Origin of the sequence: Euryhalocaulis sp. (genome assembly GCF_013911995.1) — a bacterium.
Classification (GTDB): Bacteria; Pseudomonadota; Alphaproteobacteria; order Caulobacterales; family Maricaulaceae; genus Euryhalocaulis; species Euryhalocaulis caribicus.
In genome coordinates this window covers 1-17,933 of sequence record NZ_JACESD010000019.1, presented here as the reverse complement: position 1 = coordinate 17,933, position 17,933 = coordinate 1, and the positions used below count along the sequence as shown (strand labels likewise).

Below are 17,933 nucleotides of genomic sequence, written 5' to 3'. Positions count from 1 at the left end.
GCCGGTTTCTATTGTCTGGCAGGCTGATGGTTTTCGACAAGGGGCGTCTTTTTGGGACTGACCGCTGAAGCGCCGCGTGACAGCGCGCCGGCAGAGACGCCGGCTGACCGCCTGTCGCGCCTGCTCTCCGACGACATGGACCGGGTTGAAGCGCTGATTGACGAGCGCATGCAAAGCCCGGTGGGAATGATTCCCGACGTCGCCGACCACCTGGTCGGCGCCGGCGGCAAACGCCTGCGCCCGATGATCGCCTGCGCCGCGGCGCGCCTTCTGGGCTATCGCGGGGACGGGCATCTGAAACTGGCCGCGGCGGTCGAGTTCATCCACACCGCCACCCTGCTGCATGACGACGTGGTCGACCAGTCCGGCCTGCGGCGCGGCAAGGAATCGGCCAACACGATCTGGGGCAATTCGGCCAGCGTGCTGGTCGGGGATTTCCTGTTCGCCCGCTCCTTCAACCTGATGGTGGAAGCGGGCAGCATCGAGGCGCTGAACGTGCTGGCCGACGCGGCCAGCGTGATCGCCGAAGGCGAAGTGAAACAGCTGGCCGCCATCGGCGACGTGGAACTGTCCGCTGAGGCCTATCTGGACATCATCGCCTCCAAGACCGCAGAGCTGTTCGCCGCCGCCGCGGAATCCCCCAGCGTTCTGGCCGGAACGCCGCACAAGCGCCGTCAGGCTATGCGCCAGTACGGCCAGTCCCTGGGCCTGGCCTTCCAGCTTGTCGACGACGCGCTGGACTATGCCGGCGCCACCCTGGCGATGGGCAAGTCGGTGGGCGACGATTTCCGGGAAGGCAAGATCACAATGCCCGTCGCGGTCGCCTATGCGCGCGGCGACGCGGAGGAACGCGCCTTCTGGGCCCGCACCCTGACCGATCTGGAACAGACGGACGGCGATTTCGAACGCGCGCTGGAGATCGTGGCCCGGCACAACGGCGTCGAGAAGACGCTGGACGCCGCCCGGCATCACGCCGACAAGGCGGCCGGATCGCTGGAGGTTTTCGAGGAAAGCCCGCTCCGCACGGCCATGATGGACCTGCCCGACTTCGTGGTCAGCCGGGTCTACTAGGCTTCCTGGCCGTCAATATCGCAGCCGCCCAGCTTCACCGCGCGCACCCACCATTCGCCGTGATCGGCGGCGATAGATTCGGCGGCCCGTTTCGCCTCGGCCTCGCTCTCATAAAGCCCGAAACAGGTCGCGCCTGAGCCGGACATGCGGGCAAGACAGCAATTCTCGCTTGCCCGGATCGTTTCAAGCACCGGCGTAATCTGGCTGCACAGGCGCACCGCCGGGCCTTCCAGATCGTTCGAGCCTTCCTTGATCAGGCGGATCGCGTGGGCCGGATCGGACAGGCCCAGCGGGATGCGCAGATCATGCGGCTGGTCGCGATGCCCGACATCATAGGCGCGGAACACTTCCGCCGTGGACAGCTCCACGCCCGGATTGACCAGGACAGCGTGCAGGGCGGGCCAGGATTCCAGCGGCGCCAGACGCTCCCCCACGCCCGTCACGATGGTCGGGCGGGGATCGACGCAGACCGGCGTGTCCGCGCCGATCTTCGCGGCGACATCCTGCAGCCGCCCCAGCGGCCAGTCGATTTCCCAGATTTCATTCAGCACGCGCAGCGTCGCGGCCGCATCGGAAGACCCGCCGCCCATGCCGGACGCGACGGGAAGATTCTTGGTCAGGCGGATATGCGCGCCCGGTCGGGCCTTGCGCGCCGCCTTGGCGAAGGCTTCGGCGGCGTCCAGCACCAGATTATCGGTCGTGCTCAGCCCCTCGCCATACGGCCCCTCGATTTCCAGCGTCAGGTCGTCCGCCGGCTCGGCCGCGACTTCGTCGAACTCGGTCGCAAAGACGATCAGGCTGTTGAGCTTGTGATAGCCGTCGCGCCGGCGCTTGCGCCCGACATGCAGCCAGAGATTCACTTTTGCCGGGGCCGCGGCGGGCCTCATCGCGTATCCGCCATGCTGGACGGCGTGGAATTCAGGCCGTTCTCCAGCTTCTCGGCCAGTTCCTGTTCGATAGCCGGTTCGGGATCGAAGCTGAGCGCGCGCTCCCACTGGAAGCGGGCTTCCAGACGGCGGCCGGTCATCCAGTAGGCGTCGCCCAGATGCGCGTTGATCGTGGCGTCGGCGGGCTCCAGCGCCACGGCGCGCTCCAGATGGTTGACCGCTTCAGCGTAATCGCCGCGCTTGTAGTGCGCCCAGCCCAGGCTATCGACGATATAGCCGGCGCGCGGGCGCAGCATGATGGCGCGTTCGATCATGCCGAACGCTTCGTCGATATTCTCGCCGCGCTCGACCATCGTGTAGCCGAGATAGTTCAGAATTTCCGGGTCGTCCGGCGATTGCTGCAGGGCGCGCCGGAAATCTGACCGCGCGGAGGGCCATTTATTCTGGCGTTCGCGGGCGATGCCCCGGCCATAATAAAGCTCGCCGTCCGCCGCTTCGCCCGCCCGTTGGATCAGCGTGGTGGAGACGGTCTCCGCTTCTTCCCAGCGTTCGGCGATGCGCAGGGCTTCGGCCAGAGACTGACCCGCCTGCCGGTCGCCGCTGCGCCGCCACGCCTCCTGCAACAGGGCAATTCCGGTTTCGGTGTCGCCCTGCACCAGCTTGATCTGGGCGCGGATGATTTCGGCCTCCAGCGCGGACGCGGCATTCGGCTGCAACGCGGCGAGCAGACGATCCGCCTCCGCCAGCCGCCCGTCCTGACTGAACAGCCGCGCCAAGAGAACGCGCGCCGGGCCGAATTCCGGGTCCAGCCGCAGGGCGATTTCCAGATAGATCTGGGAAAGCTGGGTCTGTTCCTGCGTGGAAAGCGCCGCGGCCGGACCATAGACGCCGATGGCCGCGCCCTCCGCCGCCGTGACCGGGGCGGGCGGGCGTTGCCCGCTGACCAGACGCGCCATTTCCGCTTGCGTCACCGCGTCATTGGGCGACTCGGCGAGGCGGTCTTCATAGAGGCTCCGCGCCTCGTCCACGCGGCCCGCCCGCTCCAGCCAGCGGCCGTATTCGCGAATGGCGAAGGACGGCAAGGCGGACGTTTCAACCGCGCTCTGGAAAGCCTCTTCCGCCCCCGGTCTCTCGAACTTCGCCAGGATCAGCGCATAATGAAGACCGGACAGGGAGGCAAACGCCCCGGATTCGTTTGGCGCAGCGATGGCGTCCAGCGCGGCTTGCGCATTGCCCTTACCCGCTTCCGCCCAGGCGATCAGAAGCGAACCGACGACCCGGTTGAACGGCCCGAGAGTCGTCTGGTCCAGCAGCATCAGCGTATCGTTATAGCGCCGCTCGGCCAGCGCGTCGGCGGCCAGCGTCAGACGCGCCAGACGATTGTCCGGGTCGGTCTGCATGGTGCGCGTGGCGAAATCCGCCGCGGCGGCCTGATCGCCGGAAGTCAGAGCGGAGAAAAAGGCCCGTTCCGCCAGGAAGGCGCTTTCGGGCTCTTTTTCCAGCGCACGCTGATAATAGCTGACCGCATCGCCGGAATGATTGCGCGCATCGGCCCAGCGCGCGGCGAGATAATCGCCGTAAACCGAACGCGGCGCATCCCCGGCGAACGGCGCCGAGGCAGTCGAACAGGCCGCCAGCGCGAGGATGGAAACCCCGGCGCCCAGCGCCCGCCGCACCTTATGTTTCAAGCCTGCCGTCACTCATGCCCTTACATGTTGGGATAGTTGGGCCCGCCGCCGCCTTCCGGCGTCGTCCAGTAGATTACCTGCTCCGGATCCTTGATGTCGCACGTTTTGCAGTGAACGCAGTTCTGGGCGTTGATCTGGAAACGCTTCGGATCGCCCTCGACATATTCATAGACCCCCGCCGGGCAATAGCGCTGGGACGGGCCGGCATAGACCGGCATTTCCGTTTCTTCCGGGTAATCCGGATCGCGCAGCTTCAAGTGCGAGGGCTGGTCTTCCTCGTGATTGGTATTGGAAATGAACACCGAGGACAGGCGATCGAAGCTGAAAACGCCGTCGGGCTTGGGATAGACGATCGGCTTGTGCTTGCTCTCCGGCTCGGTGCAGGCCGCGTCCGTCTTGCCGTGCTTCATCGTGCCGAAGACTGAAAAGCCCAGCAGCGTATTGGTCCACATATCGATACCGCCCAGCGTCACCCCGCCGACCAGGCCGAATTTCGACCAGAGCGGTTTGACGTTGCGGACCTTCTTGAGGTCCTTCGCCACCCAGCTCGTCTCATAGGCGTCCTGATAGGCGGCCAGTTCGTCGCCGGCGCGCCCTTCCGCAATGGCGTCAAACGCGGCTTCGGCGGCCATCATGCCGGTCTTCATGGCGTTATGGCTGCCCTTGATGCGCGGCAGGTTCACCAGTCCGGCGGAACAGCCGATCAGCGCGCCGCCGGGGAAGGCCAGTTTCGGAACAGACTGGTACCCGCCCTCGGTAATCGCGCGGGCGCCATAGGAAATGCGCTCGCCGCCCTCCAGCAGCTCCTTCACGTCCGGGTGCGTCTTGAAGCGCTGGAATTCCTGGAACGGGTTCAGATACGGATTTTTGTAATTCAGATGGACAACGAAACCGACATAGACATAGCGGTTCTCGTCCGATCCGAAGTGATAGATGAAGCTGCCCCCGCCGGTGTCGGATTTCAGGGGCCAGCCGAAGGAATGCTGCACATGACCCGGCTGGTGCTTGCCCTCGGCCACGCGCCACAGCTCTTTCAGGCCGATGCCGAATTTTGAAGGCTCCTTGCCTTCGTCCAGGCCGTAACGCTTGATGACAGACTTGGAGAGCGAGCCGCGCACGCCCTCGCCCAGCAGCACGTATTTGCCGCGAAGCTCCATCGGCGGCTGGTAGCTGTCCTTCTTCTCGCCATTCTTGCCGACGCCGAACGGCTCGGTCGCGACGCCGCAGATCACGCCGTCTTCCTCGATCAGCTCGCCGGCTGCGAAGCCGGGATAGACCTCGACGCCCAGATTCTCGGCCTGCTCGGCCAGCCAGCGGCACATATCGCCGAGACTGCCGACATAATTGCCGTGATTGTTCATCAGCGGCGGCATGATGAAATTCGGGATGGCCAGGGACCCGGCCTCGCCCATCACGAAGAACTTGTCCTGCTTCACCGGCGTGTTCAGCGGGCAGCCGTCCTCCAGCCAGTTCGGCAGCAGCTCGTTCATCGCCTTGGGGTCGATCACGGCGCCGGAAAGAATATGCGCGCCGACCTCGGAGCCCTTCTCCAGAACCGCGACATTCAGCTCGCTCCCCGCTTCCTCGGCGCGCTGCTTCAGCCGGATCGCGGCGGCCAGCCCGGCAGGCCCCGCCCCCACGATCACGACGTCATATTCCATGGATTCGCGCTGTTCGCCGGCGTCGCTCATGAAGCGGCCTCTCCCTTGTTTCTCCGTTTCGTCCTAAGGTCTTAGCGTATGGACGTTGAGGGAGCTAGGGCGTGACAAAGCCCGAACCACAGGATGCGGCGATAAATGACGCCGCGCGCAGCCTGATCGAATGGTGGTCCGATGCGGGCGTCGAGCCCGTAGCGCCGCCGCCATCGGCGCGCGTCAAATCCGCCTCTGCCCCGGAACGCCGGGACACCCGCGCGCCGGGCGCGCCTGAAAAGCTCAGCGCGCCGCGCCCGCAGCGCGTCGCAGCGCCCTCTGCATCCCGAACCAGCGGCGGGGAGGAAGACGCCCCGCGCGACGCCCGCCGCCTGGCCGCCGCGGCCTCCACGATCGCGGAACTGAAGACGGCCGTGGAGGGGTTCGAGGGGTGCACCCTGAAAGCCACGGCGCAGAATACGGTGTTCGCGCGCGGCTCCATGAAATCGGGCGTGATGATCATCGGCGAGGCCCCGGGCTTCGACGAAGACCGGCAGGGCCTGCCCTTTGTCGGGCGCTCGGGTCAGTTGTTGGACAGGATGTTCGCGTCCATCGGGCTGGACCGCGAGGACATCTATGTCACAAACATGCTGTTCTGGCGGCCGCCGAAAAACCGTGACCCTTCGCAATCGGACCTCGCCGCCTGCATGGCGTTCGTGGAGCGGCATATCGCGCTGGCGCAGCCCAGGATACTGGTTCTGGCTGGCAAAACCTCGGCCCAGGCCATCCTGAATTCCAGCGAGGGCATCATGCGGATGCGCGGCAAGTGGGGGGCCTACACCCCCGCCGCCGGCGATGAATCGCAGGCCCAGACCATTCCCGCCCTGCCCATCTTCCACCCCGCCTTCCTGTTGCGAAAGCCCGACTTCAAACGCCAGACTTGGCGCGATTTGCTGAGCCTGCGGAAGCGGCTGGAGGAGGGTTAGGTGTTCATATCGAAGCGGCGAAGATTATCGAGAGCGGCGCGCCATCGCTATCTCTCGGCTCAATCGTCTCCTCGAGCTTGAAACCGGCGGCTGCGAGCACAGCCTGCCAGCCCTCCATGGTCCGCAGATAGAGCGGCATGTCGGTCCAGCCTTCACCGGCGAAGCGGTCCCATTTCTCGGTGCGCCAGCCGTCTTCCTGAGGGTCGAGCAGGGACGGGTGGAGCGTCTGGATAAGAAGGCGGCCCTGCGGCGTCAGCGTCTGCGCGATGGCGCGGAGGACGGGCGTCAGATCTTCGTCGAACAGAGCGAAATTGGCGATAGCCAGATCGTACGGGCCGCCGAGCCGGGCCGGGTCCGCGGCGGCGTCTTCATAGGCCAGGACGCGGTAATCATTCTCCGGGTCCTCCGTGTGCGCCGCCTTGATCAATGCAGCCGACGTATCGATTCCAGTAACGCGCGCGCCCGTCTTCTCCGTCAGGGCGCGGGCCAGCCAGCCTTCCCCGCAACCAAGATCAAGAACGCGATCCGGCGCCAGGGCCGCGGCGGCGTTGAGGATGGCGGGGCTTGTGACCGCGCGGCTGGGCATGCGGCCCTCCCGCGCAACATCGATCCAGCGCGCGGCGTTGGCGTCCCAGCTTTCGCGGATCGTCTTGCCGCTCATCCCCGTCCGCTCAGCCAGCGATGCTTTGCCACGGCGTCATCGAAGCCGGACGGGGTCTCCAGAAGGCTGACCGCCACCCCGTAGCGCTCCGCCACGGCGGCGGCGGAGCGGGCGTCCAGCGACTCCGTGGCGCCGTCATTCAGAGCGCCGGCGTGGCGGGCGAGGATTTCGCGGTCGGCGCGCGCGGGCGTCACCTCTGACGCGGCGGCCAGCAACGCCATCATGTGCAGGGCGGCGTTGCGGTCCGACTGCACATAGGGGCGCAGCTGACCCCAGGCGACTTCGCAGAATTCCTCAAAATCGGGGGTGGAGAGAATGACGCGCAAATCGCCGTCATCGTCCAGACGCCGTTCGGAAACGGCGCGTCGCTGCGCCAGTTCGCCCAGCGCGTTGGCCAGCCAGTCCATGCAGGATATCGCCGTGAACGGATCATTGATCCCGGGCGACAGGGCGCGCCCGGCAATCTCCACCAGCTCGTTCGCCAGGAAGATCGGGTCCTGCCCCTGCGTGCGCTTGCGGCCGAAGGAAAAGGCGCTTCGGATGGACGACTCCATATCCTCGTCCAACGCCTCGGCGGGCCAGACGCGGACCAGCGCATGGCCGGGCGTGACGAAATCGCCGGGGCGGAAGCGCAGCTCTATCACCGCATCCCGGGCGCGGGCGGTCTCGATCAGCGAGGACACGGAGAGGAACTGAAGATAGCCGGCGGATTTCGCGGCCAGCCGCGCCGGAGCGTCCGGGCGCTCAAAAGGCGCATCGTCCATGGGGAGGATTGCGTCCTTTTCCTCCCGCGCCGGATAGAAATCGGCGATCTTGTTCTTCAGCTCGCGCCCCACGCCGGCGGTGACATTGGAGGCGTGGACCGAGTCCGGGATGTGATGGATGAAATAGATCAGCACCGCGACGCTGAGCAGGACGAACCCGATCGCCAGAAGAATGGAGAAATGCGGCACGAAGCCGGTAAACAGCTCCGCCCCCTCCGGCAAATCGCCAACCGGCTCGTCCGCGCTGCGCACGGTGCGCAGGACCATCAGGCAATAGATGAAGGTGGCGATGAAAGCGCCCAGCGTGACCTGGTTGCCGGTGTCGCGCATGAAATTGGTCAGCAGGCGCGGGCCGAATTGCGACGTCGCATAGACCACCGCGGCGATGGTGATGGAAAAGGTCACCCCCGCCACGCCGATCATCGACCCGGCGATGGTGGAAAGGAAGGCCCGCGCGCCCTCCGGCTTGTTGGCATAGACCCAGCCGAACCCCTCCACCCAGTCCTGACCGATCATCTGGTCGAAAGCGGTGGAGGCGAAGGACAGGATGATCGCCGAAACGGTCATCACCGCGGGGATGAACCAGTAGCTGGAACGCAGATCGTCCCACCAGGCCAGAAGGCGTGTTTTCAAAGGTCCGTCCCGTCGTCGATGTCGCGCTTGGCGGCGAGCCTCATGATAGGGCGCGGCAGACGTTTCTCAAGATCATTCAAGGTGTTGGCGTGTGACCAGCGCACGCCGTCGAACAGGCCCGGCCGCGCGGGCCCCTTCAGGCCCAGCAACCAGTAGCCTCCATCCTCAGCCGGGCCGATAACCGCCTCGCTCCGCCTCAAAGCGGCTAAGGCGGCGGCGATGTCGCGTGCAGTCACGTCCGGCGTGTCGGTTCCGATCACCACAGTCATGGGCGCGGAGAAGGCCCGCGCCTGCCGCGCGCCCAGATCGCCTGGCCCTTGCGGCATGCGCGGCAGGTCCGGCGGCCAGACCGGGTGGCGGGCATTCAGGCTATCGTCGGGCAGCGCCAGCAGGGTTTTCCAGCGCGGATCGCGCGTGTTTCTCAGGATGTGCGCGACCATGGCGCGGTAGAGCCGCATCGCCGGGACCGGACCAATATCGGCGGCCAGCCGCGTCTTGGCCCGCCCCATCGCGGGCGGCTTGGCGAAGATGACAAGACGGGGTCTCATCGCCTGTATTCCTCCACCAGCGATTCCGGCGAGGCGCCCGCCAGATAGCGGGTCAGCAGGGTGAGATTACGCAAGGAGCGCCTCAAATAGCCGTCGCGCCGGAACGCCGCGGCGCTGGTTACCGCGCGGACCGGCAGGCGGGTCAGGCGCGCCCGGCCGATGCGGCGGACAAGGTCCACGTCCTCGAACAGCGGAAACGGGCGATAGCCGCCAAGGCTGTCATAGAAGGGGCGCGAGACCAGCAGGCCCTGATCGCCATAGGGCAGGCCGAACCAGTCTGTCCGCCGGTTCACCGACCAGGCAAGACGTTTTGCGGCGGCGGAATCATCGTCCAGCGCAAAAGTGAAAACGGCGCCGCGCTCCAGATTGGCGGGATCGGCTATGAAGGAATCCACGGCCCGCCGCCATTCCGGCGCGAGCCGCGTGTCGGCGTGGAGGAAGAGAAGCCAGTCGCCGCGCACCGCCGCGGCCCCGGCGATGAGCTGCCGCCCGCGCCCTGGCGGCGATGAAACGAGGCGCGCGCCCGCGCCCTCCGCCACCGAAACCGTCGCATCGCCGGACCCGCCATCGGCAAGGACGATCTCGTCCGCTCCGATCAGGCTTTCCAGCGTTGCGGGCAGCGTTGCGGCGGCGTTGAGGGCGGGGATGACGGCGCTGAGCATCATCTCAACCCTTACAGCCGCGCCGCCCCGCGTGCGAGGCCTGCTTGCCGATTGGCGCTGAATCGCGGCAGGTTGGGATCAGGAACGATGCCCGATTTTCTGTACGAAAGACGATGCGCGAAGACGCCGGTCTGCGGCGTGGACGAGGCCGGGCGCGGCCCGCTGGCCGGGCCGGTGGTCGCCGCCGCCGTCTTTTTCCCGGACCGCAAGCGCCGCCCGCGGGGCCTGAACGACTCCAAGGTTCTGAGCCATGAGCAACGCGAGACGCTCTATGCCCGCATCCGTGAAAGCGCCGTGGTGGGCGTCGGCATGTGCGACCATCAGGAAATTGACCAGCTGAACATCTATCACGCGACGATGACGGCGATGGCGCGGGCGGTTTCCGCCCTGCCCGAGCGCGCCGCCTTCGCCCTGATCGACGGCAATGCGCGCCCCGCCATGCTGAGCTGCGCTTGCGAGACGATCATCGGCGGGGACGGCAAGTCCGTCTCCATCGCCGCGGCCTCCATCATCGCCAAGGTCACGCGCGACCGCATCATGATCGAGATGGACGCCGTGTATCCCGGCTACGGCTTCGCCAGCCACAAGGGCTATGGCTGCCCGTCCCACAAGGCGGCGCTGACCAGGCTGGGCCCCACGCCCATCCACCGGCGCAGCTTCGCGCCCGTGCGGATTGCAGAAGAAGGTCAGCAGGCCGCTTTCGCCTTTGGCAAAGCGATCTGAGTCCCCCTCGCCGCCCCGTTAAAACCGGTTAACCACGTTCCTTAGCCCCTCGCTAACCGTGAGCGCACGAATCTGGACGCTTCCGATTCGACGGGCTTGAATAGAGCAAGAAACAAAGGGGCGTGGGCCATGGCGGATTTGCCGCTCGACGAGATTTACGAAGGCGACTGCGTGGAATTCATGAAGACGCTGCCGGACGGCAGCGTCGATCTGGTGTTCGCCGACCCCCCCTATAATCTCCAGCTTGGCGGCGAACTGCACCGCCCGGACAATTCCCGCGTGGACGGCGTGGAAGCGGCCTGGGACCAGGTCGGCGGGTTCGACGAATATGACCTGTTCACCTGGCGCTGGTTGGACGAGGCGCGGCGCGTTCTGAAGGACGATGGCGCGATCTGGGTGATCGGCAGCTATCACAATATTTTCCGCGTCGGCGGCATTCTGCAGGACGCCGGGTTCTGGATGCTGAACGACATCATCTGGCGCAAATCCAACCCGATGCCGAATTTCCGCGGCACGCGCTTCACCAATGCGCATGAGACGCTGATCTGGGCGGCCAAGCACAAGGATTCCAAGCCGACCTTCAATTACTCGGCGATGAAGATGCTCAATGACGGCGTGCAGATGCGCTCCGACTGGACGCTGCCGATCTGCACGGGCGGCGAGCGCCTGAAGAAGGATGACGGCGAAAAGACCCACCCGACACAGAAGCCGGAATCGCTGCTTCACCGGGTGATCCTGTCCACCACCAATCCGGGCGACGTGATCCTGGACCCGTTCTTCGGCACCGGCACCACCGGGGCGGTCGCCAAGAAGCTGGGCCGCCGCTTCATGGGCGTGGACGCCGATCACGATTACTGCATCGCCGCGCGCGAACGGATCGACAAGGTTGTCGGCGCCGCGCCGGAGGATCTGGAAGTTACCGAATCCGCCCGCGCCCTGCCGCGCGTGCCGTTCGGCACGATTATCGAGCGCGGCCTGCTCTCGGCCGGCGACAAGCTGCATAGCCCGGATGGCCGCCACGTGGCGCGCATCCGCGCCGACGGCTCCATCGTCACCGGGGACGCGCGGGGCTCCATCCATCAGGTGGGGGCGCATGTTCTGAAGGCCCCGGCCTGCAATGGCTGGACGTTCTGGCATGTGCGCACGGACGGCGGCCTGATCCCGCTGGACGTGCTGCGCCGTCAGGTGCGCGAAGCGGGCGGGATCAGCGGGTCGCCGAGCCGGCCGAACTAGAGCCCGACCACCATCCCCATAATCAGTTTGAGGGCGTAGGCGCCGCCGACCACGACCGCGAATCCGGCGATCCACAGGCCGACGAACCACAGCGCCTTGCGCGCCGGGCCGCCCGGCGTCTCTTCGGGATCAGTGGTAGCCATGATCTGGGTCCACCTTTCCACGGAAGGTCCAGTAGGCGAACGCGGTATAGGCCAGGATGATCGGCAGCATGATCAGCGCGCCGACCAGCATGAAGACCAGGCTGGCGTCATAGTTCGCGGCTTCCCGATAGGTGATGTCCGGCGGGATCAGATAGGGGTAGAGGCTGGCCGCCAGTCCGGCGAAACCGGTGGCGAACAGGACCAGGGTCCACAGGAAGGGCGTGACCTCTTTCCCCTTCCGCGCGGTGTAGAGGAAGGCCAGACCGGCGATCGCGCTGCCCGCCGGGATGATCCAGAACCACCAGCCATCCTGCGCCGTCAGCCAGCGCAGGCGCACCGTTTCCTGCTGGTAGAGCGTGCCGAAACTGACCAGCGCCAGCAGCGCGATGGCGATGATCCCGATGGGGATGCGCCAGCGATTCATGCGGTCATGCAGTTCGCCGTCCGTCTTGATCACCATCCAGCCCGCGCCCAGCATCGCGTACCCCGCCGTCAGGGCAAGGCCGCAGAGGATTGTGAACGGCGTCAGCCAGTCGAACCAGCCGCCGGCATAGACATTGTCCTGAACCTCCACGCCCTGCACGAAGGCGCCGACCATGATGCCCTGCGTGAAGGCCGCCATGGTGGAGCCGCCGAAAAAGGCCCAGCTCCAGTAATGTTTCCACCGCTCAGTCTTGAAGCGGAACTCGAACGCCACCCCGCGCAGCACCAGCGCCAGAAGCATGGCGATGATCGGCGCGTAAAAGCCCGTAAGAAGCACCGAGTAGGCCAGCGGAAAGGCCGCGAAAAGCCCGCCGCCGCCCAGAACCAGCCATGTCTCGTTGCCGTCCCAGACCGGCGCGACCGTGTTCATCATCGTGTCGCGCTCGCGCGTATCCTTGCCGGTGAGGAACAGGATCCCGACGCCCAGATCGAACCCGTCCAGCACGACATAGGCCAGCAGGGCGATGCAGATCAGTCCGGCCCAGATTGTTGGAAGGTCCATCATTCCCTGCCTCCATCTTCTTGCGCCGGGCCGGGATTGACGCCCGCGGTGCGGATCGGGCCCTTCTCCAGCGTGCGGTCATCCTCAATCTCCGGCGTGCGGCCCATCAGGCGGATCAGATAAAAAGTCCCGGCGCCGAAAACGATCATGTAGATCGCAACAAAAGCGATCAGGCTGATCCCGACGCCGGGCGCGCCGACGGGCGAGGCGGCGTCCGCCGTGCGCATAAGTCCGTAAACCACCCAGGGCTGGCGGCCCGTTTCCGTCACGAACCAGCCGGCGAGGATGGCGATAAAACCAAGCGGGGCCATGCCCACGGCCCAGCGGTGCAGCCAGCCGGAATCATAGAGCCTGCCGCGGAAAAGCTGCAGCGCGGAGACCGCGCCGAACAGGATCATCAGCATGCCGATCCCGACCATCACGCGGAAGCTCCAGAAGGTCAGCGCCACATAGGGCCAGTCTTCCTTCGGGAAGGCGTCCAGCCCGGTCACCTCCGCATTCAGATCATGCTCCAGGATCAGGCTGCCCAGCTTGGGGATTCCGATCTCCGCATGGACCTTTTCCGCTTCCCGGTCCGGCAGACCGAACAGGATCAGGGGCGCGCCCTCCTTCGACTCGAAATGGCCCTCCATCGCGGCGACCTTGGCCGGCTGATGCTCCTTGGTGTTCAGGCCGTGCAGATCGCCGACCACCAGCTGCAGCGGCGCGACCACCATCGCCATCAGGGCGGCCATGGTGAACATCACCCGCGCGCCGCGATTGGCGCGGTCCTTCAGGAGGTGCCACGCGCCGACCCCGCCGACCACGAAGGCGGTCGTCAGATAGGCGGCCAGCGTCATGTGCGCGAAGCGGTAGGGGAAGGACGGATTGAAGATGACGCCCATCCAGGTGTCCGGCGTGAAACGCCCCGTGCCCGGTTCGATATTGTAGGCGACCGGCGTCTGCATCCAGCTATTGGCCGACAGGATCCAGAAGGCGGAAATCAGCGTGCCGATGGCGACCATCAGCGTGGCGGAAAAGTGCAGTTTCGGCCCCACGCGCTTCAGCCCGAACAGCATGATGCCCAGGAACCCGGCCTCCAGGAAAAACGCGGTCAGGACCTCATAAGCCAGCAAGGGGCCGAGGATCGGCGCGGTGCGCTCTGCGAACGGTCCCCAATTGGTGCCGAACTGATAGCTCATCACGATGCCGGAAACGACGCCCATGGCGAACGCCACGGCGAAGATGGGCAGCCAGAACTTGAAGACGCGCAGATAAACGTCGCGCTTGGTGTACAGCCACAGGCCTTCCAGCACGGCCAGATAGCTGGCCAGCCCGATGGTGAAGGCCGGGAAGATGATGTGGAACGATATCGTGAACGCGAACTGTATTCGCGCCAGAATGACCGGATCGGATAAATCCATCGTTCAACTCTCCAAAAACCGCGAGCGCCGTTTCCGCCATTGTGATTGCCTGACCGGCGGAAGGCAAAGCGGCGTTTGCGCGCGCGGCGTTTCGCCGCTGACCTGTTTGCCCGCAATTTCGGGGCTTCCCCCGGCGGGCGCAAAGCGTTAGAGCCGCGCCATGCTTGAACTCTTCATCGTCTCCTTCGTCACGTTTTTCGTGGTGATCGACCCGCTTGGGGTCGCGCCGGTTTTCGCCAGCCTGACCGAGGGCGCGCCGAAACGCTGGGCGCGCACCATGGCGGTGAAGTCCATCATCATCTCCGCCATCATCCTGTTCGGCTTCGCGGCCATCGGCGATTTCGTGCTGGACGCCCTGCATGTGGGGCTGGACGCTTTCCGGCTGGCCGGCGGGGTGCTGCTGTTCCTGATCGCGCTGGACATGATCTTCGAAAAGCGCAGCGAACGGCGCGAGGAACGCGCCGAGACGGTGAAGGAGGAATGGGAAGAGGACGGCGAGGCGCATCCGGGCGAGATCGAGCACCGGGAGGATATCTCCGTCTTCCCGATGGCGCTGCCCATGCTGGCCGGTCCCGGCTCCATCGCCACCGTGCTGCTCTATATGTCGGACGAAAAGCTGTCGCTGGCGGAAAAGGGCGTGACGCTGGGCGCCATGGCGGCGACTCTGGCGCTCTCGCTGATCCTGTTCCTGGCCGCCGGCGCGATCCTGCGTCTGACCGGCCCGTCCGCCGCCAGCGCGATCACCCGCGTTCTCGGCGTGATACTGGCGGCGCTCGCCGCCCAGCTTATGCTGGACTCGCTGGTCAATACGTTCGGCCAGCTGGCTTGACGGAGACCCCGACATGACATCGCTGCTGATTGCCCTCGCCGCCCTGACCCTCAGCGCGGGCGCTGATCCTCTGCATCATCCCAGTCCGGACCCGGCGCTGGCCGATTACCCGTTCTCCGAAAGCGTCGAGGCGGGCGGATTTCTCTATCTGTCCGGCATGATCGGCACGGTTCCGGGCGAAGCCAGCCTTGCGGAAGGCGGCATGGCCGCCGAAGCCCGCCAGACCATGGATAATATCGGGGCGGCGCTCGACCGCCGCGGCCTCGGTTTCGGCGATGTCGTTAAATGCACCGTCTTTCTGGACGACATGGCCGAATGGCCCGCCTTCAACGAAGTCTATGCGAGCTATTTCGAGGCCGGCGCCTATCCCGCGCGAAGCGCGCTGGGGGCCGACGGGCTGGCGCTGGGCGCGGCGGTCGAGGTGGAATGCATCGCCTGGACGGGCGGACAGGACTAGGACGCCGCCAGTTTCCACACCTTGCGCCCGACACTCGGCAGGCCGCTTTCCGGCAAATCCTCCAGCTTCACGAACCGTTCTTCCGCATCCGGCGTAAAACCGGCGGGGGCGGCCGCGCGCCAGATTTCCAGCCCCAGCGAAAAATGCGTGAAGACGTGCCGGGCCTCCGCCCCGAGATCTTCCCATTCGGCGGCGGCGGGCGCGTGGCCCAGCGCCTCGCCCTCGCTCCATGCCTCTTCGCGCCATGGCGTTGAGGGCGGCAGCCACATGCCGCCCAGCAGGCCATCGTCCGGCTGGCGGCGCAGCAGCACCGCGCCGTCCCGCTGCATCCAGAACGCCACGCCCTGACGGTGGGGCTTTTTCTTCTTGGGCGCGCGTTTGGGATAAGCGGCGGGGTCGCCCTGCGCGAAGGCCGCGCAATTGTCCCGCCACGGGCACAGCGCGCAGGCGGGGGATTTCGGGGTGCAGATCGTCGCGCCCAGATCCATCAAAGCCTGCGCGAAATCGCCCGGCCGGCCATCAGCGGCGAAGCGCGCGGCCAGCGCCCTTATCTCCGGCTTGGCGGCGGGCAGCGGCGTTTCCAGGGCAAATATCCGCGCCATCACCCGCTCCACATTGCCGTCCACGGGAACGTGGGGGAGGTCAAACGCAATGGCGCCGATGGCGGCAGAGGTATAGTCGCCCACCCCCGGCAGCGCCTTCAGCCCTTCGACCGTTTCGGGAAATCCGCCCTGCGCCGCCAGCGCCTGCGCGCATTTGTGCAGGTTTCGAGCGCGGGCGTAGTAGCCCAGCCCCGCCCAGGCGGCCAGCACGTCATCGCGGTCGGCGGCGGCGAGGGCCTCCACGCGCGGCCAGCGTTCGGTGAATTTGGCAAAGTAGGGCGCGGCGTGCGGCACGGTGGTCTGCTGCAGCATGATTTCCGACAGCCAGACGCGATAGGGGTCAGTCCGGCGCCCCGACCCCGGCGGGGCGCGCCAGGGCAGGCTGCGGGCATGGCGGTCATACCAGGCCAGAAGCGCCGCGCGCATGGCCGGCGGGCCTTCATTTCCCTGTGGATCGTTCATGCCTTCCCCTCTGGACCGCCGCGGCGCGAAAAGCGAGGCTTGCGGCCATGGCCCCCATGCGTCCGCCCCGTCTCGATTCCCGCACCGCCTTGCAGCGCCTGAATAGCGCGCGCGGCCGCGCGGCGATCAAGCCGGCGCCGCAGGCCGGGCGCGCCGTGGCCGCCGTCCTGCGGCCGCTGGCGAAGAAATATGGGCCGGGCCTGACCGAAATCACGGAACACTGGAACGAGATTGCGGGCGACCGCCTGTCCAAACTGGCGCGGCCGGTGAAACTGACGCGCGGACGCAAGGCCGGCACCCTGACCCTGCGCACGCGCGGGCCCGCCGCCACGCTGCTGCAGGCGGAGACGCCGCGCCTGATCGAGCGGGCGAACCTTTATTGCGGCGAAGGCGCGATTGCCCGCATCGCCTTCCAGCAAGGGCCGCTGAGCTTCAAGCCGGCCATGACCCCGAAAAAGGCCCCGCCCGTCCGCCGCGGCCTGACGCCAAGCGAAACGCAATCGCTGGAAAACTCGCTGGACGGGATCGAGTCCGAACGCCTTCGCGCGGCGCTGCAACGGCTCGGCCGGGCGGTGCTTTCGCGCAGCGCCCCATGAGCCGAGCTTGCCAGACTCGAGAGAATCGGCGGATTTATTAAGGATTGAGCGGAGATTTGACGTGAACACAGCCATCAGACGCAGCCTTCTGACCGCGGCCATCGCCGCGCCGGCCCTCTTCCTCGCCGCGTGCGGGGGCGGAGACGGCGCCAGCGCCGACGGCCCGCTGGCCGAGAACCAGCGCGCGGACGACATCATTCTGGGCGACGCCGACGCGCCCGTGCTTCTGATCGAATACGCCTCGGTCACCTGCCCGCACTGCGCGGCCTTCCACGAGACGACGTGGCCGGAGGTGAAGGAGAAATATGTCGATACCGGGCTGGTGAAATACACGTTCCGCGAACTGCCCACCCCGCCCGTGCCGCTGGCCATGGCCGGCTTCCTGGTCGCGCGCTGCGCGCCGGACAGCCAGTATTACGACGTGCTGGACACGCTGTTTGAACGGCAGGAGCAGATCGTCCGCTCGCAGGAGCCGCGCGAGGAGCTTCTGAACATCGCCCGCGCCGCCGGGATCGATGAAGAGGAATTCGACGCCTGCATCCGGGACGAGGAACAGATCAACCGCATCAACGATGTGGTCGACGAGGCCTCCGCCAAGTTCAATGTGAGCTCCACCCCCACCTTCATCATCGACGGCGAGACCTATGCCGGCGCGCGGGCGCTCAGCTTCTTTGACGAGAAGTTCGCGCCGCTGCTGGGCGATCAGGCCCCGCCGCCGTCTGAAGAAGACGCGGGCGAAGACGGCGAAGACGCCGCGACGCCGGCCGAAGGATAAGGCGCGACCAGGCCGTGAAATTCCGCCAGCTCCGCATTGCAGGCTTCAAGTCCTTCGTCGATCCGGTGGATATCCGGATCGAACCGGGGCTGACCGGCGTTGTGGGGCCGAACGGCTGCGGCAAGTCCAACCTGTTCGAATCCGTGCGCTGGGTGATGGGGGCCACCTCCGCCAAGGCGCTGCGCGGCGCGGGG

At 66.3% G+C, this 17,933-nt stretch carries 20 protein-coding genes; 9 read left to right on the top strand and 11 right to left on the bottom strand.

The window, feature by feature from the left end:
* The first annotated feature begins 51 nt into the window (after positions 1-51).
* Complete coding sequence (locus H2040_RS06875; protein WP_287156247.1) at positions 52-1,071, top strand: polyprenyl synthetase family protein; 1,020 nt, start codon at positions 52-54, stop codon at positions 1,069-1,071.
* Here H2040_RS06875 and H2040_RS06870 read toward each other — a convergent pair.
* The 3 genes from H2040_RS06870 to H2040_RS06860 are packed head-to-tail and all read right to left on the bottom strand — an operon-like array spanning position 1,068 to position 5,337.
* Positions 1,068-1,958, bottom strand: coding sequence for a 4-(cytidine 5'-diphospho)-2-C-methyl-D-erythritol kinase (locus tag H2040_RS06870; RefSeq protein WP_022699060.1), 891 nt, complete (start codon positions 1,956-1,958; stop codon positions 1,068-1,070). The genes H2040_RS06875 and H2040_RS06870 overlap by 4 nt on opposite strands.
* A complete protein-coding gene (locus tag H2040_RS06865; protein WP_287156246.1) occupies positions 1,955-3,646 on the bottom strand; it encodes a tetratricopeptide repeat protein in 1,692 nt (563 codons plus the stop codon). The genes H2040_RS06870 and H2040_RS06865 overlap by 4 nt, the downstream gene beginning before the upstream one ends.
* A gap of 20 nt (positions 3,647-3,666) precedes the next feature.
* Positions 3,667-5,337: an electron transfer flavoprotein-ubiquinone oxidoreductase gene (locus tag H2040_RS06860; protein WP_287156245.1), complete on the bottom strand. Its 1,671-nt coding sequence runs from the start codon at positions 5,335-5,337 to the stop codon at positions 3,667-3,669.
* Positions 5,338-5,408: 71 nt separating this feature from the next.
* On the opposite strand from H2040_RS06860, the gene H2040_RS06855 reads away from it, so the two are divergent.
* Entirely contained in the window at positions 5,409-6,263 is an 855-nt protein-coding gene (locus H2040_RS06855; protein WP_287156244.1) for a uracil-DNA glycosylase, read from the top strand.
* 4 nt (positions 6,264-6,267) lie between these two features.
* Here the strand turns inward: H2040_RS06855 and H2040_RS06850 are convergent, their stop codons facing one another.
* From H2040_RS06850 to H2040_RS06835, 4 genes are read right to left on the bottom strand one after another with little or no spacing between them, the layout of a single operon-like run.
* Entirely contained in the window at positions 6,268-6,924 is a 657-nt protein-coding gene (locus H2040_RS06850) for a class I SAM-dependent methyltransferase (RefSeq protein ID WP_287156243.1), read from the bottom strand.
* Positions 6,921-8,321 carry a DUF2254 domain-containing protein gene (locus tag H2040_RS06845; RefSeq protein WP_287156242.1) on the bottom strand — a complete coding sequence of 467 codons (1,401 nt, stop codon included), beginning with the start codon at positions 8,319-8,321 and terminating at the stop codon, positions 6,921-6,923. Before H2040_RS06845 ends, H2040_RS06850 begins: the two co-directional genes overlap by 4 nt.
* On the bottom strand, positions 8,318-8,869 hold the full coding sequence (locus H2040_RS06840; protein ID WP_287156241.1) for a TIGR04282 family arsenosugar biosynthesis glycosyltransferase: 552 nt from the start codon (positions 8,867-8,869) through the stop codon (positions 8,318-8,320). The genes H2040_RS06845 and H2040_RS06840 overlap by 4 nt, the downstream gene beginning before the upstream one ends.
* The gene (locus tag H2040_RS06835; protein WP_287156240.1) at positions 8,866-9,534 is read right to left on the bottom strand and encodes a TIGR04283 family arsenosugar biosynthesis glycosyltransferase; all 669 of its coding nucleotides are present in this window, start codon (positions 9,532-9,534) and stop codon (positions 8,866-8,868) included. The genes H2040_RS06840 and H2040_RS06835 overlap by 4 nt, the downstream gene beginning before the upstream one ends.
* Before the next feature lie 84 nt (positions 9,535-9,618).
* Between H2040_RS06835 and rnhB the strand changes: the two genes are divergently transcribed.
* Both rnhB and H2040_RS06825 read left to right on the top strand, forming a co-directional pair.
* Positions 9,619-10,254: a ribonuclease HII gene (gene rnhB, locus H2040_RS06830; RefSeq protein WP_287156237.1), complete on the top strand. Its 636-nt coding sequence runs from the start codon at positions 9,619-9,621 to the stop codon at positions 10,252-10,254.
* A gap of 129 nt (positions 10,255-10,383) precedes the next feature.
* Complete coding sequence (locus H2040_RS06825; RefSeq protein ID WP_022699051.1) at positions 10,384-11,487, top strand: site-specific DNA-methyltransferase; 1,104 nt, start codon at positions 10,384-10,386, stop codon at positions 11,485-11,487.
* Here H2040_RS06825 and H2040_RS06820 read toward each other — a convergent pair.
* Genes H2040_RS06820 through H2040_RS06810 form a run of 3 tightly spaced genes read right to left on the bottom strand, consistent with a single transcriptional unit; the run spans position 11,484 to position 14,018 of the window.
* The gene (locus H2040_RS06820) at positions 11,484-11,630 is read right to left on the bottom strand and encodes a hypothetical protein (protein ID WP_287156231.1); all 147 of its coding nucleotides are present in this window, start codon (positions 11,628-11,630) and stop codon (positions 11,484-11,486) included. The genes H2040_RS06825 and H2040_RS06820 overlap by 4 nt on opposite strands.
* A complete protein-coding gene (gene cydB / locus H2040_RS06815; protein ID WP_287156230.1) occupies positions 11,617-12,618 on the bottom strand; it encodes a cytochrome d ubiquinol oxidase subunit II in 1,002 nt (333 codons plus the stop codon). The genes H2040_RS06820 and cydB overlap by 14 nt, the downstream gene beginning before the upstream one ends.
* Positions 12,615-14,018 carry a cytochrome ubiquinol oxidase subunit I gene (locus H2040_RS06810; RefSeq protein WP_287156228.1) on the bottom strand — a complete coding sequence of 468 codons (1,404 nt, stop codon included), beginning with the start codon at positions 14,016-14,018 and terminating at the stop codon, positions 12,615-12,617. The genes cydB and H2040_RS06810 overlap by 4 nt, the downstream gene beginning before the upstream one ends.
* Positions 14,019-14,178: 160 nt before the next feature.
* Here H2040_RS06810 and H2040_RS06805 point away from each other — a divergent pair, with 160 nt between their 5' ends.
* Entirely contained in the window at positions 14,179-14,847 is a 669-nt protein-coding gene (locus tag H2040_RS06805) for a MarC family protein (RefSeq protein WP_022699047.1), read from the top strand.
* A 13-nt stretch (positions 14,848-14,860) separates the two neighbouring features.
* Entirely contained in the window at positions 14,861-15,304 is a 444-nt protein-coding gene (locus H2040_RS06800; RefSeq protein WP_287156227.1) for a RidA family protein, read from the top strand.
* On the opposite strand, the gene mutY is transcribed toward H2040_RS06800, so the two are convergent.
* Entirely contained in the window at positions 15,301-16,368 is a 1,068-nt protein-coding gene (gene mutY / locus H2040_RS06795; protein ID WP_287156226.1) for an A/G-specific adenine glycosylase, read from the bottom strand. The two genes, H2040_RS06800 and mutY, sit on opposite strands and share 4 nt — an antisense overlap.
* A gap of 47 nt (positions 16,369-16,415) precedes the next feature.
* Here mutY and H2040_RS06790 point away from each other — a divergent pair, with 47 nt between their 5' ends.
* From H2040_RS06790 to H2040_RS06780, 3 genes are all read left to right on the top strand, one after another.
* Entirely contained in the window at positions 16,416-16,964 is a 549-nt protein-coding gene (locus H2040_RS06790; RefSeq protein WP_287156225.1) for a DUF721 domain-containing protein, read from the top strand.
* A gap of 61 nt (positions 16,965-17,025) precedes the next feature.
* A complete protein-coding gene (locus tag H2040_RS06785; RefSeq protein ID WP_287156223.1) occupies positions 17,026-17,739 on the top strand; it encodes a DsbA family protein in 714 nt (237 codons plus the stop codon).
* A 14-nt stretch (positions 17,740-17,753) separates the two neighbouring features.
* Positions 17,754-17,933 (top strand): AAA family ATPase (locus H2040_RS06780; protein ID WP_287156221.1); only part of this gene is annotated, 180 nt, incomplete at its 3' end.